The organism is Dyella sp. (assembly GCF_035503745.1).
Taxonomy (GTDB): Bacteria; Pseudomonadota; Gammaproteobacteria; order Xanthomonadales; family Rhodanobacteraceae; genus Dyella_B.
The window spans coordinates 17,705-36,988 of the sequence record NZ_DATJTC010000007.1 but is presented as its reverse complement, the minus strand read 5'-3'; the positions used below and the strand labels follow the sequence as shown (position 1 = coordinate 36,988).

The following is a 19,284-nucleotide window of genomic DNA, read 5'->3' as shown; positions in this document are numbered from 1 at the left end:
GGGAGCGCAGCGTGGAACAGCAACCCAGCCGGATCGAGAATGGGCGCCTGCACGATCTGGGCGATGGCTTCGTAGTGCGGCGCCTGCTGCCGGTGCTGAAAGCGCGCCACGTGGGGCCGTTCGTTTTCTACGATCACATGGGACCGGCCCAATTCAAGCCCGGCACCGGCATGGACGTGCGCCCGCATCCGCATATCGGATTGGCGACTGTTACCTGGCTGTTCGAGGGGACGATCCGGCACCGTGACACACTGGGAAGCCTGGCCGACATCACGCCCGGAGCGGTGAACTGGATGACGGCAGGGCGGGGCATCGCCCATTCGGAGCGCACGCCGCCGGATGTGCGCCGCGATGGCCAGCGTATGCATGGCATCCAGGTGTGGGTGGCGCTGCCGCGTGCCGATGAAGAGGTCGCGCCGGAGTTTCATCATCACGAAGCGGGAAGCTTGCCGCACATCGATATGCCCGGTGCGCAGCTGGTGTTGATTGCGGGCACGGCGTATGGACAGGTATCCCCGGTCAAGGTATTCGCACCGATGTTTTTCATCGAAGCGCGCATGCAGGCCGGCGCGCAATTGGCCCTGCCGCAGGAGCATGCCGAACGTGGCGTGCATGTGGTCGAAGGCGAGGTGAGCTGGGGCGGCGTCACGCTGGCCCCCGGCGAGATGGCGGTGCAGGCGGCCGATACCGCGCCGCCGGTGCAGGCGAAGACGGTTAGCCGGTTGATGCTGTTCGGCGGCGCGCCGCTGGATGGCGACCGCCACCTGTGGTGGAACTTCGTATCCAGTTCGCGCGAACGCATCGAGCAGGCCAAGGCGGACTGGACAGCCGGGCGCTTCGGCAAGGTGCCGGGCGATGAGGTCGAATTCATTCCCTTGCCCGGTTGAGGTGCGTAGCGCGGGTGTTCGGGCTACGCTTGGTTACGGCTAGGTTAACGGGGTGCGCGATGGCCGACTTTGCCAGCTTTCGGGATTTTTATCCTTATTATCTCAACGAACATCGCGACCGGCGCTGCCGTCTGCTGCATTTCATCGGCAGCTCGCTGGTGCTGCTGATCATCGCTTTTGCGCTGTTTTCCGCACGCTTCGTGTGGCTGTGGCTGGTGCCTGTGGTGGGTTATGGCTTTGCCTGGGTCGGGCACTACGCATTCGAAAAGAATCGGCCCGCCACCTTTCGCCACCCCCTCTACAGCCTGATGGGCGACTGGGTGATGTACTGGCAGGTGTTGCGCGGACGGGTAAAAATCTGATCGAGGACGCCCGGTGAACGGGGCGCGTCATTATTGCATTTGAGTTACATCGGTTCGTGTCGCATCGACAGCTTGATGTATGGCAGGCATGCCGCAAGTCACGCTTGAAATGCATCGCCTGAATGCACACCAACCTGTCATATGCGCCCGACAACCGATTCATGCCAGGGGCGTTAGATTTCGCATCTCCAGCCCAGATCGCTCGTCCAAAAGATCATGCCGGTGTACCAGCCTTCGTTATTGGAACGCGTGCGGACCCTGGGCCCGGCTGCAGCTCCCCGGCTTGCTTCAAGACACGCATGCTGATCGAGCGCGACTACCCGCAGACGAGCCGGACATGGTCTGGGCGCGATATCGCCTGGATGGCGGCGGTGTTATGCCTTGCCTTGGTGGTGCGTTGGTTCCGCATCGATCACCAGCCGTTCTGGCTTGACGAGGCGCTCACCTCCCAGCGCATTCAGCTGGGGGCCGCGGGCCTGATCGCCGACAGCTTTACCAATCGGCACATGCCGACGTATTTCCTGCTGCTGCAATTCATTTCCCAGTTCGGTTCCAGCAGCGCGTGGTTGCGCATGCCGTCGGCCCTGTTCGGTACGGTGTCGGTGGGCATGGTGTTTGCGATGAGCCGCAGCGTCGGTGGTCGCGCTGCCGCCATCGTGGCGGGGTTGCTGATGGCGCTGTCGCCGCTGCAGGTGCAATACGGCCAGGAAGCGCGTTCCTACACCCTGGTGACGTTGTTGATCACCATCGCGCTGTGGGGGCTGTTGCGTTTGGCGCAGAATCGGCGACGCGCGGCGCTGGATTTGCGCAGCGCCGAGGCCGAGCGCTGGGGGTGGGGCGCCTATGCCCTGGGTACGATTGGTGCGCTGGACGTGCTTGGCGATGCGGCGCCATGGCTGCTTGCTTCCAATCTTTCGCTGTTGCTGATGTGGCGCTCGCTGCGCGCGGAACCGTCAATGGCGCCGCGCTTGGGCTTTGGCCGCAACTGGTTAGTGAGCGTGCTGGTGATCCTGGCCTGTACGGTGCCGTTCTACGGCGCGATCCTCGCCGCCGGAAACAAGCATATGCTGCAGAATTTCAACTGGATTCCGCAGTTGAGCTGGCAGCATTTGTGGGTGGCGGCGAGCAGCGTTTATCTGATGCGCGTGCCCGCCGTGGTGAAGTTCGACGTATTGCATACGGCGGTGCCGTTGCTGGGCGGCTTGGTCGCCCTGTTGGGATGCGCGGGCGCGCTGCGTACCTGGCGGCGCTTGGATGGACGGGTATTGCTGCTGGCCGTGCTGGTATTGCCATTGCTGATCCTGGCCATCTCGCTATTCAAATCGATGCTGTTGCCGCGCTACATCCTGTGGAGCGCGGCGCCGTTTTTCGTGCTCGCCGGCATTGGCGCCGCGGCGCTGCCGCGCCGTACCTATGTGGTGGGCGCCACCGCCTTGTTCCTGCTGGGCGCGGTCAATCTTGGGCCGGTGTACCGGGTGGAAACCAAGCCGCGCTGGGACATGGCCGCCGCGACCCTGGCGGCGAACGTGCGGCCCGGCGATACGGTCTATACGATCGATCCGAACGCGCCGACCATGCTGACCGTGCTGCAACCGAAGAACGGTACGCCGATCGAGCATTCCGCCTTGATCACATCCCAGCTCGATCAGGCACTGGCGCGTTGGAAGCAGGGCGGCCGCGTGTGGGCGGTGAACGGGCGCTCGGCGCTGGGCGAGCGCGTGGACCTGGATGCGTTCAAGAACAGCATCGCGGTGCTCGGCACGCCGGCGGCGGAGATCCCGCAAGGCAAGGAAATCACCATCCTGATGTTCCCGGCACCGGAAGACCCCGTACCTAATTGAACGAGCCTAGTTGAGCAGGCCTAGTTGAGCAGGCCTGGCCTCGACTCCCATGGCGGGGGCTTCTTAGCGATAACAGACAGCGACCCCGGGCAGGTTTTCCTCGAACCGGCCAACCCCGCCCATCGCCCAAAAGGCGTACTCGCCTTTCTCGCCCAGGACACCGAGAAGCGCGTGTTCTGCTGCGGCAACGCCGCCGTGCGCAAGGAGGACCAGAACGCTGCCGAGGGCACCCTCTAGCAAGGTCACGTTGAACACATCCTCGTTCAAAGGCGGGCTCGGACACCGCTTGACTGTCCGGTATATGTGTAATATATTTCTTACACGTATCCACTGGAGCTGATACACTGAGCACTACTGGGGAACGCCTACTGGCTGTACTGGGGGCGCTGGCCAATCCGCATCGGCTGCGCATCATCGGAGTGCTCAATGCAAAGGGCCGCGAGTACGTGAGTCAGCTTGCGCGAGAAATCGGCATCAGCCGGCCATTACTGCACCTTCATCTGCAGAAGCTGGAGGCCGCGGGCTTGGTCAGCAGCAAGCTCGAGCTTTCCCCCGAGGGCAAGGCGCTCAACTACTTCGAAGTGACTCGATTTGCGATAGAGATCACGCCGGCAAGCATCACTAAGGCCATCGCGACGCTCCCGAGAGAATCAGATTGAAATAGGGGTTCGGCATGACGACTGTCGATGTTCAAGACATCATTTACGCGTTGGTCTTCGGCGCCATGGTGATCTTCGGAGTCAAATACATCTCCGGCATGATTCAGGCGTGGGCCGCCGGGGCAAGCGATAAACAATATCGCGCCCTTGCCGAGAGAACCGCGGCCGCCCAGTTGGAAAGTCAGAAAGCCCTGTCGGCGATCCAGGCGGAGCTTGCCAAGATGGCATCGAGTCTGGGGGAGATCGAGAAGATTCTGAAGCAGGTCGAATGAGATTACACGTCAACTTCCCGTGAAAGGCGGCGAAATATGAATACCGTGTCCATCTTGCGGCTCAATCTCCTGCGCGTGTTCTATCTCGTCCTGGTGACCGGGATTGGATTGGAATTGCATGTATGGTCGAAGATGATCTACCAGGTCTATTCAATGCAATTGGATTCCGGGACCGTGATCTGCATGTTGTTCGCGCTTTCCATACTGTCAATATTGGGTCTGCGATACCCGTTGAAAATGCTGCCGGTACTGTTCTGGGAATTGACCTGGAAAGCTTCCTGGCTGCTCAGTGTGGCACTGCCGCATTGGCTGCGGGGGCAGTGGAGCACGGATCTGGGGACAACTACATTCGCCGTCGGGATGATCGTTATCTTTGTCCCGCTCGTTCCCTGGTCGTATGTCTTTGAGCATTTCGTAAAGAAGCCGGGGGATCCATGGTGGCGGCATCCGACGGCGAACCCCGTGGACGCGTGATCGCCTTACGCACTCGACGACAACGACATCGCCAGATCGATATGAGCTGAGCGAGAAATCGCTGGAAGCGTACGCGGCGATGTGTGGGAAACCATTCGGTGCCATCAATCCGAGCCATTCGGCTGCACCAAATTGCCGGTACCTGGGTATTTGACGAGCTCGTTAGTCGCCGGTGCGAGCATGGGAATCCAGGCTAGTTGAGCAGGCCTCATTGAGTGAGCCTCAACGAGGCGCCTCAACCGGTTCAACGGTATTGCTTGTGGCACTCATCGCACGCCTGGTCCACCGGCTTGAGCGCGGCGGTCAGCGCCGGGCAATCGGCCGGTGCGGCCTGGGCGGCCGCCTGCAAGGCCGTGCGCAGATGGCCGGCCAGATCCAGGAACGGCTGCGGCGCGCCGGCAAAAGCGTAGGGAATGTCGGCGGCGGTGACCTGCATGTGTTGCAACTGGTCGGCACTGGCGCCGGCTTCGCAGCGCTGCCCCTTGATCGCCTGCTGCAACTGATGGCGGTGGAAGCTCATGGTAACCATCACCGCGCCGGGCATGGGGTTTTCGCGCTCTTGCAGCGCACGCATGGCAAACGCCGTGCCGATGATGCCGATAGCCAGTCCAAGCACGATCAAAAGCGCTGCACGCATAGCTTTATCCATATCCGGGTCAATGGGGCGGGAGCATAGCGCAGCGACATGTCCGCCTGACAAGCTCCGGATCGCGGGTAAAATGCGCAGGATTTTGTGACGGGACAGAGCTGTGAATCCGTATGTCTTTCAAGCCGCGCGGGGTACCCTGCGATGAGCGGCGCAGCCTTGCAGGCCGAGCGTTTCGACGGTGTCGAGCGGCTTTACGGCGCGGGTACGCTGGCGCGCCTTACCCAGGCGCATGTGTGCGTGATCGGCATCGGCGGCGTTGGTTCCTGGGCCGCCGAGGCGCTGGCGCGTACGGGCGTGGGGCGCCTGACCCTGATCGATGCGGACGAGGTATGCCTGTCCAACACCAATCGCCAGTTGCATGCGCTGGACGGCGAATACGGCAAGCCCAAGGTGGGCGTGATCGCCGAACGCGCGCATGCGATCAATCCGGCGATCCGGCTGGAGGCGATCGAGCGCTTTCTTACCCCCGCCTCGCTGGACGAATTGCTCGATCGCGGCTACGACGTGGTGCTGGACGCCTGCGATGCCTTTCGCGTGAAGCTGGAGGCAATCGCCTGGTGCCGGCGGCGCAAGCTGCCGATGGTGACGGTCGGATCGGCGGGTGGCAGAACCGATCCGACGCAGATTCGCGTACGCGACCTTTCGCGCACCGAGCATGATGCGATGTTCAGCCTGATCCGCAAGAAGCTTCGCCAGGACTTCGGTTTTCCGCGCAACCCGGATCGCTACTTCGGTGTGTCGGCGGTGTATTCGCTGCAGAACGTGCAATACCCGCAGCCGGATGGAACCGTGTGCGGCACGCGCCCGCCGGGCGGCGATCCCTTGAACCTGGCCTGCGGTGGCGGCCTGGGGGCCGCCACGCACGTGACCGGCGCGTTCGCATTCGCCGCGGTCGGCAAGGTGTTGGAAAAAGTGCTGGAGCGCTAGGGGTGCTGTGATCTATCGCACGTATACGCCGCTGAACTTGTCAGCTCCTGACGTCACCAGCCCCTGACTTTACCATCCCCTGACTTTACCATCCCCTGAATTTACCATCCCATGTAGTGGCCGCCGTTGATCGCCAGGTTGGCGCCGGTGATCCAGCTCGCGTCGTCGCCGGTAAAGAAAGCCACCGCATGGGCGATTTCTTCCGGCTTGCCCAGGCGACCGACCGGGATCTGCGCCACGATCTTCTCGCGTACTTCCTCAGGCACCGCCATCACCATGTCGGTGGCCACGTAGCCAGGGGATACGGTGTTGACGGTGATGCCAAAGCGCGCGTTTTCCTGCGCCAGCGAAATGGTGAAGCCATGCATGCCGGCCTTGGCCGCCGCATAGTTGGCCTGGCCATACTGGCCCTTCTGGCCGTTGATCGAGCTGATCTGCACGATGCGGCCCCACTTGCGCGTGCGCATGTCCTCGATCACCGGACGGGTGACGTTGAAGCAGGCGTTGAGGTTGGTGTTCACCACATCCATCCACTGCTGGTAGGTCATCTTATGGAAGGTGGTGTCGCGCGTGATGCCGGCGTTGTTGACCAGGATGTCGATCTGCCCGCACTTGTGGTGGATGCCTTCGATCAGCGCCTCGCACGACTTGGGATCGGCGACGTCGCCGTGGACCATGCAGACGTTGATGCCATCGTCGGCCAGCGCCTTCTGCCAGGCCTGGGCTTTCGCCTCATCGCGGAAGTTGGTGGCGACGCGATGTCCCTGCTTGGCCAGGTTGCGCACGATCGCGGTACCGATGCCGCCAGTGCCGCCTGTTACCAATGCCGTACGCTGTGTCATGGCCTATCTCCTTGATGTCTGCTTGGGGAAAAGAAAACGGTACCGTGTCAAAGGCGCCGCCTGGGGCTATACGTTGACCGCGCGAAGCACTATCGGTTCTTGATGTCACCGGCATGTTGCAGCGATACGTCGTCTGTTATACCGGGTTAAGCGACGTGATGACCGCTGCATCGCGTCAATTTGCGCGGATCGAAATGCCTGAGGGCGGTATGGAGCACTCCGGCGGCGTCGGCGGCCGCTTCATCGGGCTGCAGCCCCAGGAACGCAAGCGCGCGGCGCAGGCTCGGCAAGGGGTGCGAAGGATCGACTTCGAGCGCACGCTCGGACTTGGATAATTTGCGGCCGTGGCTGTCCAGCACCAGGGGCAGGTGCAGGTAGCGCGGCGTGGACAGGCCCAGGCACCGTTGCAGCCAGATCTGCCGGGGCGTGGAGTCGAGCAGGTCGCTGCCGCGGACCACTTCGGTAATGCCCTGCCAGGCATCGTCCACCACGCAGGCCAGCTGATAAGAATAAAACCCCTCCACACGGCGGATAACGAAATCGCCGGCCGCCTCGCGCAGCCGCTGCCGCTGGGGGCCCTGCAAGGCGTCCACGAAGGCGATTTCCTCGTCCGGCACGCGCAGGCGCCAGGCCGGTGCGCGGTGGGTGTCGGCCGGTGCGATGCAGTGGCCGCCGCGATGCAGGCCGGCGGCGGCCAGGTCGCTGCGGCTGCACCAGCACGGAAAGACCAGGTCGGCGCGGCGCAATTGCTCGAAGGCGGCCTCATAGGCGGCCACGCGCGAGGACTGATACGGCACCGCCTCATCGGGGATCAGCCCGAACTTCGGCAACGCGGCGAGTATCGCGGCCGCCGAGCCGGGAACTTCGCGGGGCGGATCGATATCTTCCATGCGCACCAGCCAGCGCCCGCCGGCATGGCGGGCACACAGCCAGCTGCCCACGGCGGCGGCCAGCGAGCCCAAATGCAGCAATCCGGTCGGTGAGGGAGCGAAGCGTCCGCGATAGTTCATCCGGCCATTCTACGTGCGCCGGGCCGCGCATCGAGATGAACGCACGTTCATTTGCTTAGCTCTTGAAAACACGTGATTTTGACCGAATCTTCGGGTAAGCCCGATGCGTTCCTTACCCGCGTTCCAGCGAATTGAACCAGGGCATCCCCGTAACGGATTACCATTGTCCATCTGCGTGACGACCTGAGGAAACCATGCGCCGTATCGCACTCTTTCTACTAACCAATATCGCCGTCCTGTTCTTGCTGAGCATCGTCTGCCACCTGTTCGGTGTCGACCAGTGGGCGGCCGCGCGTGGCTATGGCGGCATGACGGGGTTGTTGATCTTCGCCGCCGTGTTCGGCATGGGCGGTGCGTTCATTTCACTGGCCATGTCCAAATGGATGGCCAAGATGTCCACCGGCGCCCGGGTCATCGAGCAACCGCAGAACGAGACCGAGCGCTGGCTGGTCGAGACGGTGCGCCGCCATGCGCAGAATGCCGGTATCGGCATGCCCGAAGTGGCCATTTACGACGCGCCGGAAATGAATGCCTTCGCCACCGGCATGACCCGCAACAGCTCACTGGTGGCCGTCAGCACCGGCCTGTTGCAGCAGATGGACCGCGAGCAGGTCGCGGCCGTGCTCGGCCACGAGATCGGCCACGTCGCCAACGGCGACATGGTGACGCTTACTTTGATCCAGGGCGTGCTGAACACGCTGGTGATCGTGGCCGCGCGCATCGTCGGCCGCCTGGTCGACAGCTGGTTGTCCGGCGGACGCGACAGCCGCGAGGGTACGGGCATCGGTTATTTCGTTTCGGTGATGGTGCTGCAGCTGGTGTTCGGGCTGTTCGCCTCGATGATCGTGATGGCGTTCTCGCGCTGGCGTGAATTTCGCGCCGACGCGGCGGGGGCCAAGCTGGCCGGGCGCGGCGCCATGGTGTCCGCGCTGCAGCGGCTGCAGCTCAACCACGGTGAAAGTACCTTGCCCAAGACGATGGCCGCGTTCGGTATCGCCGGCCCGCTGGCGCAGGGGCTGCAGCGCTTGTTTATGAGCCATCCGCCGCTGGACGAGCGCATCGCCGCGCTGCAGAAAGCGCAGTAAGCCCGTCAATCGGCAGTAAATCGCCAACGCTTCGGCGCTTTGACCGGCGTCGAAGCGTTGGTGCGGAACCTCTCTTGAACCTAGCCAAGCTTTGGAAACCTTCGCATGACCACCACCGAAACCCGCAAATTCGAAGCCGAAGTCGCCCAGGTGCTGCACCTGGTTACGCACTCGCTTTATTCGCACAAGGAAATTTTCCTGCGCGAACTCATTTCCAACGCCTCCGACGCCTGCGACAAGCTTCGCTTCGAATCGATCGCCCAGCCCGATCTGCTCGCCGGCGATGCCGAGCTGCACATCGACGTCAGCTGGGATCCGGACGCCCGCACCATCACCGTGCGCGACAACGGGGTGGGCATGAGCCGCGATGAGATCGTCGCCAACATCGGTACCATTGCCAGTTCCGGCACGCGCCGTTTCCTGGAGGCGATGAGTGCCGAGCACAAAAGCGATGCGCGTCTTATCGGCCAGTTCGGCGTCGGTTTCTATTCGGCGTTCGTGGTGGCCGACAAGGTGACGGTGCTCAGCCGTCGCGCGGGCGCTGCCGCCGGCGAAGGTACGAAGTGGGAAAGCGATGGCAAGGGCGAATACTCGCTGGAACAGGTCCAGCTGCCTGAGCGTGGTACGGCAGTGGTGCTGCACCTCAAGGCCGATGAAGACGAGTTCCTCAAGCGTTGGGAGTTGCGCTCGCTGATCACCCGCTATTCCGACCACGTTGCTTTTCCCATTCGCATGCCGGTCGAAAAGGACGGCAAGCCGGGCGACGAATGGGAAACCGTCAATGCGGCCTCGGCCTTGTGGACCAAGCCCAAAAGCGAGATCAGCGACGAGGACTACCAGAGCTTTTACAAGTCGCTTGGGCACGATTTCAACGACGCACTTGCATGGACGCACAACCGCGTCGAAGGCAGCCAGAGTTTCACCACCTTGCTCTACATCCCCTCGCAGCCGCCGTTCGAGCTGATGATGGGTGGCCGTGACGAGCGCAAGGGGTTGAAGCTTTACATCAAGCGCGTCTTCATCATGGATGCGGCGGAAGAGCTGCTACCCAACTACTTGCGTTTCGTGCGCGGCGTGGTCGACGCCGACGATCTGCCGTTGAACGTCAGCCGCGAGATCCTGCAACACAACCGCCAGCTTGAGCGCATCAAGGCGGCCTGCGTGAAGCGCGTGCTGGACCTGATCGAAAAGCTGGCCAAGGACGAACCCGCCAAGTTCGACACTTTCTACAAGGCTTTCGGCAACACGCTCAAGGAAGGTATCGTCGAGGATCACGCCAACCGCGAGCGCATCGCCAAGCTGCTTCGCTTCGCCTCGACCAAGGGCGAGGGTGGCGCACAGAGCGTATCGCTGGACGATTACATCGGCCGCATGACGGTGGGGCAGGACACTATCTGGTACATCACCGCCGATAGCCACGCCGCGGCCGCGGGCAGTCCGCAGCTCGAAGCCTTCAAGGCCAAGGGCATCGAAGTGCTGCTGATGTCCGACCGCATCGACGAATGGATGCTCGGCAATCTCAACGAATACGCGGGCAAGAAGCTGCGCAACGTCGCCAAGGGCGACCTGCCGCTGGACGAGGAGGGCAAGAAACAGCAAGAAGAAGCCAGCAAGCTGGCCGAGCCCTTGCTCAACAAGCTCAAGCAACTGCTGGGCGATCGCGTGGCGGACGTAAAGGTATCCGCGCGCCTTACCGATTCGCCGTCCTGCCTGGCCTTGTCCGATTACGAGATGGCGCCCCATCTTGCGCGTCTTCTGCGCGAAGCCGGACACGAGATGCCGTCGAACCGGCCGACGCTGGAGATCAATCCGAACCACGCGCTGCTCAAGCGCGTGGAAGCGGAAAGCGACGAGGGCAAGGCCGGGGATCTGGCCAATCTGCTGCTGGAACAGGCGGAAATCGCAGCGGGTGCGCAGTTGCCCGATCCCGCCGCGTTCGTGCAGCGCATGAATCGCGTATTGCTCGGCTGAGTGCTGCAGGCTTTACCCTCTCCCTTTCGGGGAGAGGGCACCTCTGCGTTGAGTCGCCCGCGCGAAACGAAACGGGCGGCGCAACGCCATCGCTATACTCACGGCGCCTTCCTTTTTCAGGATATCCATGAGCGCGCTGCTCCTGTTGTTTGCCTGTCTCGTGCTGGGCATGGTGGTCGGCCGCTGGGCAGCGCCGCCGGCTGGCACGGTGCCCGGTATCAACTGGTGGGTGATCAATGTGGCATTGCCTGCGCTGGTGCTCGACCTGATCCCGCGCGTGACGTTGGATACGCACCTGTGGCTGCCGGTGGTGTCGATGTTCATCGTCTTCGGCGGCGCATGGCTGCTGTTCGGCCTGGTGGGTTTGCGACTGGGTTGGTCGCGCGGACGCATCGGCGCGCTGATCCTGGTCTGCGGGTTGGGCAACACCTCGTTCATGGGTTACCCGATGCTGCAGGCCCTGCGCGGGCAGGCCGGCTTGTCGCTCGCCGTGGTGGCCGATCAGCTGGGCACGTTTCCGTTGCTCGCATCGGCCGGCGTCATGGTGGCCTCCATCTATGCCGGGCGCAGTGCGAGTGCCGGTGTCATCGCACGCCGCATCTTCACGTTTCCGGCTTTCCTGGCGCTGATGGCGGGCATTATCGCCGGTGCTTTCGGCGGGTGGCCCACACCCTTGCATGAGGTGCTCGCACCGATAGGAGCCACGCTGACGCCGCTGGCCCTGTTCTCTGTCGGCATGCAGTTCCGCTTCCGGCTGGAAGGCGGGCAGGGCGGCGCTCTTGCGTGGGGGCTTGGATGGAAGCTGCTCCTGGCACCGCTGCTGTGCTGGCTGCTTGCGCGCATGGCTGGCGTGGGTGGCCTGGTGTTGACCGTCAGCGTGCTGCAGGCCGCGATGGCGCCGATGATCTCGGCGGCGATCCTTGCCGACGAATACGAACTCGATCCGCCATTGGCCAACGCGGTGCTCGGCGCCGGCATCGTGCTTTCGTTGTTGACGGTGCCGCTGGCAAACGTGTTTTTGCCTGCTGGCTAGGGATGCAGCGCATGCAGGCGCGGCAGATGCATGCCCAACACCACCGCCATCATCCGCACGCCAAGAATAGCCGCGACGCCCAGGCCCACTGCCAGGGCGCGCGGCGTCTTCAACTTCTGCAGCAACAGATACACGACGATGCCCGTGATCGCCGCGGTGGCGTAGAGATCCTGGGTGAAGATAAGCGGGACGCGCGCGCTCATTACGTCGCGCAGCATGCCGCCGGCCGTGCCGGTCATCGTGCCCATCAGCACCACGATCAAGGGCGAGAGGCCCGCGTTTTCCGCGATCTGCGCGCCGCTGATGGCAAACAGCGCCAGTCCCAGCGCATCGGCCACCAGCAGGCTGTTTCCTGGTGGCGGAAGAAAGACGATATAGATCATCGTCAGCGCCGCGGCGGCGAAAATGACCAGCAGGTAGCGTGCATCGCGTATCCAGAAGATAGGATGGCGGTTGAGCAGCACGTCGCGCAGGGTGCCGCCGCCGATGGCGGTGAGCGCTGCGAGTGCGAAGCCGCCGAGCAGGTCCATTCCCGATCGCGAGGCCGCCAATACGCCGCTGGCCGCAAATACGGCCACCCCGATCAGGTCGAGCAGATAGAAGAGCATTCAGGGCCCCTGTGCATCCGCGTTGCCAGGCTTGTGCAAGCTTAACGGACGACCCATCTCATTGAGCGGGTTTTGAATCGATAATGCCACCAATGACACATGCAACGACCGAAGCACTCAACCAGGCAAGGGCCGACGTCTGGCTATGGGCGGCCCGCATGTACAAGACGCGCAGCCTGGCCAAGCAGGCGATCGACGGCGGCAAGGTCGAGGTCAACGGCGCCGGCTGCAAACCGGCCAAGGTCTTGCACGTAGGCGATAGCATCCGCCTCACCCGTGGCGAAGAGCGCTTGGAGCTGCAAGTCCTGGCGCTTTGCGAACGGCGCGGGCCGGCCAGCGCGGCACAGCTGCTCTATCGCGAAACCGACGCGAGCCGCGCGGCCAGGGAGCAGGCGCGCGAGCAGCGAAGGCTGTCCGGCGCCGGATTGAATCGTCCGCCCACGCGTCCAAACAAGCAGGAACGTCGAGAATTGCGACGGCTTAAGGATTCCTCGTGAGCAGCACATCTCAGAAATCCCGCTGAATCTGCCTGAATATCCTTCCACACACGAGCGCTCCCGCATCGAACGGGCGTCGCCGCGGAAAGTACCGTTTTGTAAGTTAGGGGACAGGCTATGAACGGGATCGAATTCTTCAAGCGCTTGCTAGGCAATCCCGCACCGCAGGCCACCCGGCCGGAGCGGATTCTGCAGGCCGCGGCCGGCACGCGGGTGCTGGTGGTGGACGACTCGCCGACCATTCGTGCGGTGCTGGGCAAAATGCTCGGTCAGGAAGGCTACGCGGTGCAGAAGGCGGTGGATGGCGAAAGCGCGATCGAGGCGGCGCACAACGAGCAGCCCGAGCTGATCTTTCTCGACATCGTGCTGCCGGGCATCAATGGTTTCGCGGTGCTTCGCGCGCTGCGGCACGATCCGCTGACGCGGCATATTCCCATTGTGATGATCAGCGGCAATCAACAGGCCACCGAACAATTCTACGTCCAGCGCTTCGGCGCCGACGACTTCATCAAGAAGCCGTTCGGGCTGCGGGAAGTGCAGCAGTCCGTGCATCAGCTCGTCTGCGCCGGGCGCTTGCCCGCACGCCTGCAAGCCGCGGCTGCGGTTACGGCTGCGGCTGCGATGGAAGTGCGGCATGAGGAGCCGGTCAGCCTTTACAAGGATGTCAGCGACACCATGTCTGGCATGGCCGCCTGAAACCTTTCTTCGGTTCGCAAAAACGAAAACGCCGCAGCGGTATGCACTGCGGCGTTTTCGTACACGGCCTTCCGGCCGAGTTGCTGCTTACGCAAGGTCGAAGCGATCGTGGTTCATCACTTTGTGCCACGCCGCGACAAAGTCGCGCACGAACTTTTCTTTCGCATCCGAAGCGCCATAAACCTCGGCCAGGGCTCGCAGTTCGGAGTTGGAGCCGAAGACGAGGTCAACGCGTGTGCCGGTCCATTTGACCTCGCCGGTCTTGCGGTCGCGTAATTCGAAGACGTTGGCGTCGGCGGTCGGCTTCCATTCCGTGTCCATGTCCAGCACATTGACGAAGAAGTCGTTGGTCAGCGTCTCCGGTTGCGTGGTGAAGACGCCATGCTTGCTTTGTCCAACGTTGGCGTTCAGCGCACGCAGGCCACCCACCAGCACGGTCATTTCCGGCGGACTGAGTTTCAGCAGGTTGGCCTTCTCCACCAGCAATACTTCGGCCGCAACACCAGGGTCGCCCTTGACGTAGTTGCGGAAACCGTCTGCGATCGGCTCCAGCACTTCGAACGAATCCACGTCGGTTTGATCCTGCGAGGCGTCCATGCGCCCCGGCGAGAACGGCACGGTGATGCTCACGCCGGCACGGGCCGCCGCCTGTTCGACACCCGCGCAACCGGCCAGCACGATCAGATCGGCGAGCGAGATTTTCTTGCCGCCGCTTTGGGCGCTGTTGAATTCCTGCTGGATGCGTTCAAGCGTCTTGAGCACGTTTGCCAACTGTGCGGGCTGGTTGACTTCCCAATCCTTCTGCGGCGCCAGGCGAATGCGCGCGCCGTTGGCGCCGCCACGCTTGTCGGTGCCGCGGAAGGTAGATGCCGATGCCCACGCGGTCGATACCAGTTGCGCAATGGTCAGGCCCGAGGCCAGCAGCTTGGCCTTGAGCGATGCCACATCCTGGGCGTCGACCAGTTTGTGATCGAGCGCGGGAATCGGGTCCTGCCAGATCAGTGCCTCGGCGGGTACTTCCGGGCCGAGGTAGCGTGCGCGTGGGCCCATGTCGCGGTGGGTGAGCTTGAACCATGCACGCGCGAAGGCGTCGGCGAGCTGGTCGGGATTTTCATGGAAGCGCCGGGAGATTTTCTCGTAGGCGGGATCGACACGCAGCGACAGGTCGGTGGTCAGCATCGAGGGCGCGCGGCGTTTGGATGGATTGGCCGGATCGGCCGGATCAGGCACCGTGCCCGCACCCGCGCCGTTCTTCGGAGTCCATTGGTGCGCGCCGGCGGGGCTCTTGGTGAGCTCCCATTCGTAGCCGAACAGGTTCCAGAAGAAGTTGCCGCTCCACTTGGTGGGCGTGGTGGTCCAGGTTACCTCCAGGCCACTGCCGATCGCATCGGCGCCTTTGCCGGTGCCGAAGCTGCTCTTCCAACCCAGGCCCTGTTCTTCGATGCCGGCGCCTTCCGGCTCGGGGCCGACGTGGGAGGTGGGGCCCGCGCCGTGCGTCTTGCCGAAGGTGTGGCCGCCCGCGATCAATGCGACCGTCTCTTCATCGTTCATCGCCATGCGGGCGAAGGTCTCGCGAATGTCGGTGGCCGCGGCAAGGGGATCGGGGTTGCCGTTGGGGCCCTCGGGGTTGACGTAGATCAGCCCCATTTGCACGGCGCCGAACGGCTTCTGCAGATCGCGCTTGCCCGAGTAGCGGCTGTCGCCCAGCCAGGTGCTTTCCGAACCCCAGTTGATGTCCTGGTCCGGTTCCCATACGTCCTCGCGCCCCGCGCCGAAGCCGAAGGTTTTGAAGCCCATCGACTCCAGGGCGACGTTGCCGGTCAGTACGATCAGGTCGGCCCAGGAAATTTTCTGGCCGTATTTCTGTTTCACCGGCCACAGCAGGCGACGCGCCTTGTCCAGGCCCACGTTATCGGGCCAGCTGTTGAGCGGGGCAAAGCGCTGTTGGCCCGAGCCGGCGCCGCCACGGCCGTCGCCGACGCGGTAGGTGCCGGCGGCGTGCCAGGCCATGCGGATGAACAAGGGACCATAGTGACCGAAATCCGCCGGCCACCAGTCTTGCGAGTCGGTCATCAACGCCTGGATATCTCGCTTGAGCGCGTTGAAGTCCAGGCTCTTGAATGCTTTGACGTAGTCGAATTCCTCGCCCATCGGGTTCGAAGCGGACGAGTGCTGGCGCAAAATGTTGAGGTTGAGTTGATTGGGCCACCAATCCCGGTTGGTTTTGCTACTGCCGGGGCCAGTGTGATGGATCGGGCACTTCGATTCGATTGCGGCTGACATGTTTTCTCCACCTTCGGTCATGGGCATCCTGCTGGTCTATCCGTGTGATGTCTGGAAATCGATGGGTGATGGTTTTTCCCTCACGCGTGGCGTTTGAGGCCACATCCGCGCGTCAGTGTGCGCGCGAGCCGGCGCTGCCGATGGTGACAGGCTATGCGATCGAAACGGTCGGAAACCTGCGTGCCGAGGGCGACGGAAATCGTGTGGGCGTTGCTCATGGCGAGATCCCATGCCTGGCTGGCGTTGGCTGGCTGCACGCCCACTCTACGTACCCGCTTGCGCCACTGGAATTTGATATTTTCAATGCTTTCCATAGGCATGGGCTATCAACGGGCGCGCTGGCCGATATCCTGTTCCCAAGCGCGGACTAGAGCCGTTAAGTGTTGTGCGTGCGCTGTAAAACCGCAGTGAAAAGCGGCTTTACAAATGGCAAATCGTGCACCTGGGCATGCCCAAGGAGAAACGCAGCGCCCGTTGCCGGCAAGAGCGACGATGCGATGCAAAGATGCTGATGGCGCGCAGGCCGTCCGTGGTGCCGACGGTCAACGCGGGTGCGATGTCAGGCAAGCGACTTCAAGCGATAAAGGGCTTCAAGCGCCTCGCGTGGCGTCATCGCATCCAGGTCCATGTTTTCCAGTGCTCGCTCCACCACCGATGGTGCGGCGGCAAACAAGCCCAGTTGCGGCGATGCGGCAGTGGCCGCCGCAGGCGCGGCCACATGCGTGTGCATGCCGCGTTCCAGTTCGGCCAGGGTGCGGCGCGCATCGGCAATCACCGACTTGGGCAGACCCGCCAGTGCGGCCACTTGCAGGCCGAAGCTGCGATTGGCCGGGCCTTCCTTCACCGCGTGCATAAAAACCAGCTGATCGCCGTATTCGACGGCGTCCAGGTGCACGTTGGCGATCGTTGCGTACTCAGAGGCCAGTTCGGTCAGTTCGAAATAGTGCGTGGCGAACAAGGTGTAGGCGCGACTGCTGGCGGCCAGATGCACGGCCGCCGCGCGCGCGAGCGCCAGACCGTCGTAGGTGCTGGTGCCGCGGCCGACTTCGTCCATCAGCACCAGGCTTTGCGGCGTGGCGTTGTGCAGGATATTGGCTGTTTCGCTCATCTCCACCATGAAGGTGGATTGCCCGCGTGACAGGTCGTCGCCCGCGCCGATGCGCGTAAAAATGCGATCGACAGCACCGATCACCGCCCGCGCCGCCGGCACGTAGCTGCCGATGTGCGCCAGCAGCACGATCAACGCGTTCTGCCGCATGTAGGTGGATTTACCGCCCATGTTCGGGCCAGTGATCACCAGCATGCGGCGGCTTTCGTCCAGCGCGAGGTCGTTCGGTTCGAACGGTTCCTGCCGCACTTTCTCCACCACCGGATGACGGCCGCGCTCGATTGCGATGCCGGCGTCATCGGTAAGTTCCGGTGCGCTCCAGTCAAGTGCCTGGGCACGTTCGGCCAGGGTGCACAGCACATCCAGTTCGGCCATCGCGGCGGCGGCGTGCTTGAGCGGCTCCAGCTTTTCGGTGAGCGTGTCGAGCAGGGCTTCATACAAAGCGCGCTCGCGCATCAGCGAACGCTCCTTGGCGGAAAGCACTTTGTCCTCGAAGCTTTTCAGCTCTTCGGTGATGTAGCGCTCGGCGTTCTTGGTGGTCTGGCGGCGGGTGTAGTGCGTGGGCGCCTTGTCCGACTGCGCCTTGCTGATTTCAATGTAATAACCGTGTACGCGGTTATAGCCCACTTTCAAGGTGGGAATGCCGCTGGCGGCTTTTTCGCGTTCTTCCAGTTCGACCAGGTATTGGTCGGCGTGCGTGGCCAGGCGGCGCAGTTCGTCCAGCTGTGCGTCGTAGCCATCGGCGATGATGCCGCCGTCGCGCAGCAGCACGGGCGGTTGCTCGACGATGGCGCGCGCCAACAGTTGCGCATTGGCCGCGTGATCGCCGATGCCACTGACTAGATCGTGCAGCAGCGGGCTGTCCAGCGTGCTGATCGACATGCGCAGCGCCGGTGCGGCGGCGAGGCCGTCGCGCAGCGTGGATAGATCGCGCGGACGGGCCGAGCGCAGCGCGACGCGCGCAAGGATGCGCTCCAGGTCGCCGATGCCGCGCAATTGATCGCGCAGCGCTTCGTGGCGACGCGTTTCGATCAGCGCGCCCACCGCCTGGTGGCGGCGACGCAGCACATCGCGCGAGCGCAACGGGCGATTGAGCCAGCGCCGCATCAGGCGCGCACCCATCGGCGTGACGGTTTCATCCAGCACGCCCAGCAGGGTGTGTTCGGTGCGTCCGCTGGGGTGCGTATCCAGTTCCAGGTTGCGGCGTGTGGCGGCATCCAGCGCGATCGTCTCGCTGGCGCTTTCCACCGCCATGCCGGACAGATGCGGCAACGCGCTTTTCTGCGTTTCTTCTACATAGCCGAGCAGGCAGCCCGCGGCGGCGATGGCCAGCGGCAGGTTGTCGACACCGAAACCGCCAAGGTCGCGCGTACCGAAAAAGCGGTTGAGTTCGCGCCGCGCGGCATCGCTGTCGAAATGCCACGGCGGCCGCTTGCGCAGGCCGGGCAGGGTGCTGACCAGCTTGGGCCAGGCCACGTCTTCGCCCACCAGCGTTTCGGCCGGCTGCAGGCGCGCAAGTTCCGCGGCCAATGCTTCGGCGTTGGACACTTCGCTCAGCAGGAACCGTCCACTCGCCAGATCGACCCACGCCAGGCCGTAGCCGCCACGCGCACCGGCGGCGATCGACAACAGCAGATTGTCGCGGCGCTCTTCCAGCAGCGCGGCATCGGTCACCGTGCCCGGCGTGACGATGCGCACCACCTTGCGCTCCACCGGACCTTTGGCCAGCGCGGGATCCCCGATCTGTTCGCAGATAGCCACCGACTCACCCAGCCGCACCAGCTTGGCCAGATAGTTTTCGACCGCGTGATACGGCACGCCGGCCATCGGAATAGGCTGCCCCGCCGATTGGCCGCGCTGCGTCAGCGTGATATCGAGCAGCCGCGCCGCCTTGCGCGCGTCGTCGTAGAACAGCTCGTAGAAATCTCCCATGCGAAAGAACAGCAGCACGTCCGGATGCGCGGCCTTGGCCGCAAGGTATTGACGCATCAACGGGGTGTGCAGGGAAAGTTCGTCCTGATTCATTCGGTCAAGTCTTGGCGTCGTGGCACGGAAGGGGTACAACGAAAGCTTCGCGCCG

The 19,284-nt window shown here is 63.3% G+C and carries 20 protein-coding genes; 12 read left to right on the top strand and 8 right to left on the bottom strand.

Features of this window, described 5'->3' with window-relative positions:
- The first annotated feature begins 11 nt into the window (after nucleotides 1-11).
- The 3 genes from VME63_RS02050 to VME63_RS02040 all read left to right on the top strand — a co-directional run bounded on the left by VME63_RS02050 (nucleotide 12) and on the right by VME63_RS02040 (nucleotide 3,090).
- On the top strand, nucleotides 12-887 hold the full coding sequence (locus VME63_RS02050) for a pirin family protein (protein WP_325429739.1): 876 nt from the start codon (nucleotides 12-14) through the stop codon (nucleotides 885-887).
- 59 nt (nucleotides 888-946) lie between these two features.
- On the top strand, nucleotides 947-1,249 hold the full coding sequence (locus VME63_RS02045) for a DUF962 domain-containing protein (RefSeq protein WP_325429737.1): 303 nt from the start codon (nucleotides 947-949) through the stop codon (nucleotides 1,247-1,249).
- 299 nt (nucleotides 1,250-1,548) lie between these two features.
- On the top strand, nucleotides 1,549-3,090 hold the full coding sequence (locus VME63_RS02040; RefSeq protein ID WP_325429735.1) for a glycosyltransferase family 39 protein: 1,542 nt from the start codon (nucleotides 1,549-1,551) through the stop codon (nucleotides 3,088-3,090).
- 63 nt (nucleotides 3,091-3,153) lie between these two features.
- Here VME63_RS02040 and VME63_RS02035 read toward each other — a convergent pair whose 3' ends face one another.
- The gene (locus VME63_RS02035; RefSeq protein WP_325429733.1) at nucleotides 3,154-3,357 is read right to left on the bottom strand and encodes a hypothetical protein; all 204 of its coding nucleotides are present in this window, start codon (nucleotides 3,355-3,357) and stop codon (nucleotides 3,154-3,156) included.
- Between the two features lie 23 nt (nucleotides 3,358-3,380).
- Between VME63_RS02035 and VME63_RS02030 the strand changes: the two genes are divergently transcribed.
- Genes VME63_RS02030 through VME63_RS02020 form a run of 3 tightly spaced genes read left to right on the top strand, consistent with a single transcriptional unit; the run spans nucleotide 3,381 to nucleotide 4,495 of the window.
- Nucleotides 3,381-3,749, top strand: a complete 369-nt coding sequence (locus VME63_RS02030) for a helix-turn-helix domain-containing protein (protein WP_325429826.1) — start codon at nucleotides 3,381-3,383, stop codon at nucleotides 3,747-3,749.
- 14 nt (nucleotides 3,750-3,763) lie between these two features.
- Entirely contained in the window at nucleotides 3,764-4,021 is a 258-nt protein-coding gene (locus tag VME63_RS02025) for a hypothetical protein (RefSeq protein ID WP_325429731.1), read from the top strand.
- Nucleotides 4,022-4,057: 36 nt separating this feature from the next.
- Nucleotides 4,058-4,495, top strand: coding sequence for a hypothetical protein (locus VME63_RS02020; protein WP_325429729.1), 438 nt, complete (start codon nucleotides 4,058-4,060; stop codon nucleotides 4,493-4,495).
- A gap of 244 nt (nucleotides 4,496-4,739) precedes the next feature.
- Here VME63_RS02020 and VME63_RS02015 read toward each other — a convergent pair whose 3' ends face one another.
- Entirely contained in the window at nucleotides 4,740-5,132 is a 393-nt protein-coding gene (locus tag VME63_RS02015; protein WP_325429727.1) for a cytochrome C, read from the bottom strand.
- Between the two features lie 153 nt (nucleotides 5,133-5,285).
- On the opposite strand from VME63_RS02015, the gene VME63_RS02010 reads away from it, so the two are divergent.
- Complete coding sequence (locus VME63_RS02010) at nucleotides 5,286-6,071, top strand: tRNA threonylcarbamoyladenosine dehydratase (RefSeq protein WP_325429725.1); 786 nt, start codon at nucleotides 5,286-5,288, stop codon at nucleotides 6,069-6,071.
- Nucleotides 6,072-6,172: 101 nt separating this feature from the next.
- Here the strand turns inward: VME63_RS02010 and phbB are convergent, their stop codons facing one another.
- Both phbB and gluQRS read right to left on the bottom strand, forming a co-directional pair.
- Nucleotides 6,173-6,913: an acetoacetyl-CoA reductase gene (gene phbB, locus VME63_RS02005; RefSeq protein ID WP_325429723.1), complete on the bottom strand. Its 741-nt coding sequence runs from the start codon at nucleotides 6,911-6,913 to the stop codon at nucleotides 6,173-6,175.
- A gap of 146 nt (nucleotides 6,914-7,059) precedes the next feature.
- Nucleotides 7,060-7,923, bottom strand: a complete 864-nt coding sequence (gene gluQRS / locus VME63_RS02000) for a tRNA glutamyl-Q(34) synthetase GluQRS (RefSeq protein ID WP_325429721.1) — start codon at nucleotides 7,921-7,923, stop codon at nucleotides 7,060-7,062.
- Nucleotides 7,924-8,117: 194 nt separating this feature from the next.
- On the opposite strand from gluQRS, the gene htpX reads away from it, so the two are divergent.
- The 3 genes from htpX (at nucleotide 8,118) to VME63_RS01985 (ending at nucleotide 12,012) form a co-directional block, all read left to right on the top strand.
- On the top strand, nucleotides 8,118-9,008 hold the full coding sequence (htpX, locus tag VME63_RS01995) for a protease HtpX (protein WP_325429719.1): 891 nt from the start codon (nucleotides 8,118-8,120) through the stop codon (nucleotides 9,006-9,008).
- A 105-nt stretch (nucleotides 9,009-9,113) separates the two neighbouring features.
- Nucleotides 9,114-10,979, top strand: a complete 1,866-nt coding sequence (gene htpG / locus VME63_RS01990; protein ID WP_325429715.1) for a molecular chaperone HtpG — start codon at nucleotides 9,114-9,116, stop codon at nucleotides 10,977-10,979.
- Between the two features lie 127 nt (nucleotides 10,980-11,106).
- Nucleotides 11,107-12,012: an AEC family transporter gene (locus VME63_RS01985; RefSeq protein ID WP_325429713.1), complete on the top strand. Its 906-nt coding sequence runs from the start codon at nucleotides 11,107-11,109 to the stop codon at nucleotides 12,010-12,012.
- On the opposite strand, the gene VME63_RS01980 is transcribed toward VME63_RS01985, so the two are convergent.
- Nucleotides 12,009-12,620 (bottom strand): trimeric intracellular cation channel family protein, encoded by a 612-nt coding sequence (locus VME63_RS01980; protein WP_325429711.1) that lies wholly within the window; start codon nucleotides 12,618-12,620, stop codon nucleotides 12,009-12,011. The genes VME63_RS01985 and VME63_RS01980 overlap by 4 nt on opposite strands.
- 92 nt (nucleotides 12,621-12,712) lie before the next feature.
- Here VME63_RS01980 and VME63_RS01975 point away from each other — a divergent pair, with 92 nt between their 5' ends.
- Both VME63_RS01975 and VME63_RS01970 read left to right on the top strand, forming a co-directional pair.
- A complete protein-coding gene (locus VME63_RS01975; protein WP_325429709.1) occupies nucleotides 12,713-13,117 on the top strand; it encodes an RNA-binding S4 domain-containing protein in 405 nt (134 codons plus the stop codon).
- A gap of 117 nt (nucleotides 13,118-13,234) precedes the next feature.
- On the top strand, nucleotides 13,235-13,813 hold the full coding sequence (locus VME63_RS01970) for a response regulator (RefSeq protein WP_325429707.1): 579 nt from the start codon (nucleotides 13,235-13,237) through the stop codon (nucleotides 13,811-13,813).
- A gap of 87 nt (nucleotides 13,814-13,900) precedes the next feature.
- On the opposite strand, the gene katG is transcribed toward VME63_RS01970, so the two are convergent.
- The 3 genes from katG to mutS all read right to left on the bottom strand — a co-directional run bounded on the left by katG (nucleotide 13,901) and on the right by mutS (nucleotide 19,229).
- Nucleotides 13,901-16,096, bottom strand: coding sequence for a catalase/peroxidase HPI (gene katG, locus VME63_RS01965; RefSeq protein ID WP_325429705.1), 2,196 nt, complete (start codon nucleotides 16,094-16,096; stop codon nucleotides 13,901-13,903).
- 80 nt (nucleotides 16,097-16,176) lie between these two features.
- Nucleotides 16,177-16,416, bottom strand: coding sequence for a hypothetical protein (locus VME63_RS01960; protein WP_325429703.1), 240 nt, complete (start codon nucleotides 16,414-16,416; stop codon nucleotides 16,177-16,179).
- A gap of 239 nt (nucleotides 16,417-16,655) precedes the next feature.
- On the bottom strand, nucleotides 16,656-19,229 hold the full coding sequence (gene mutS / locus VME63_RS01955) for a DNA mismatch repair protein MutS (RefSeq protein WP_325429701.1): 2,574 nt from the start codon (nucleotides 19,227-19,229) through the stop codon (nucleotides 16,656-16,658).
- Nucleotides 19,230-19,284: the final 55 nt, after the last annotated feature.

What these genes read in the sequence shown, in the direction of transcription:
- phbB (WP_325429723.1), bottom strand. Translation starts at nt 6,913, where the DNA reads ATGACACAGCGTACGGCATTGGTAACAGGCGGCACTGGCGGCATCGGT.
- VME63_RS01985 (WP_325429713.1), top strand. Translation starts at nt 11,107, where the DNA reads ATGAGCGCGCTGCTCCTGTTGTTTGCCTGTCTCGTGCTGGGCATGGTG.
- VME63_RS01960 (WP_325429703.1), bottom strand. Translation starts at nt 16,416, where the DNA reads ATGCCTATGGAAAGCATTGAAAATATCAAATTCCAGTGGCGCAAGCGG.
- VME63_RS02025 (WP_325429731.1), top strand. Translation starts at nt 3,764, where the DNA reads ATGACGACTGTCGATGTTCAAGACATCATTTACGCGTTGGTCTTCGGC.
- gluQRS (WP_325429721.1), bottom strand. Translation starts at nt 7,923, where the DNA reads ATGAACTATCGCGGACGCTTCGCTCCCTCACCGACCGGATTGCTGCAT.
- VME63_RS02040 (WP_325429735.1), top strand. Translation starts at nt 1,549, where the DNA reads ATGCTGATCGAGCGCGACTACCCGCAGACGAGCCGGACATGGTCTGGG.
- VME63_RS02045 (WP_325429737.1), top strand. Translation starts at nt 947, where the DNA reads ATGGCCGACTTTGCCAGCTTTCGGGATTTTTATCCTTATTATCTCAAC.
- VME63_RS02010 (WP_325429725.1), top strand. Translation starts at nt 5,286, where the DNA reads ATGAGCGGCGCAGCCTTGCAGGCCGAGCGTTTCGACGGTGTCGAGCGG.
- VME63_RS02015 (WP_325429727.1), bottom strand. Translation starts at nt 5,132, where the DNA reads ATGCGTGCAGCGCTTTTGATCGTGCTTGGACTGGCTATCGGCATCATC.
- katG (WP_325429705.1), bottom strand. Translation starts at nt 16,096, where the DNA reads ATGTCAGCCGCAATCGAATCGAAGTGCCCGATCCATCACACTGGCCCC.
- VME63_RS01970 (WP_325429707.1), top strand. Translation starts at nt 13,235, where the DNA reads ATGAACGGGATCGAATTCTTCAAGCGCTTGCTAGGCAATCCCGCACCG.
- mutS (WP_325429701.1), bottom strand. Translation starts at nt 19,229, where the DNA reads ATGAATCAGGACGAACTTTCCCTGCACACCCCGTTGATGCGTCAATAC.
- htpX (WP_325429719.1), top strand. Translation starts at nt 8,118, where the DNA reads ATGCGCCGTATCGCACTCTTTCTACTAACCAATATCGCCGTCCTGTTC.
- htpG (WP_325429715.1), top strand. Translation starts at nt 9,114, where the DNA reads ATGACCACCACCGAAACCCGCAAATTCGAAGCCGAAGTCGCCCAGGTG.
- VME63_RS02020 (WP_325429729.1), top strand. Translation starts at nt 4,058, where the DNA reads ATGAATACCGTGTCCATCTTGCGGCTCAATCTCCTGCGCGTGTTCTAT.
- VME63_RS01980 (WP_325429711.1), bottom strand. Translation starts at nt 12,620, where the DNA reads ATGCTCTTCTATCTGCTCGACCTGATCGGGGTGGCCGTATTTGCGGCC.
- VME63_RS01975 (WP_325429709.1), top strand. Translation starts at nt 12,713, where the DNA reads ATGACACATGCAACGACCGAAGCACTCAACCAGGCAAGGGCCGACGTC.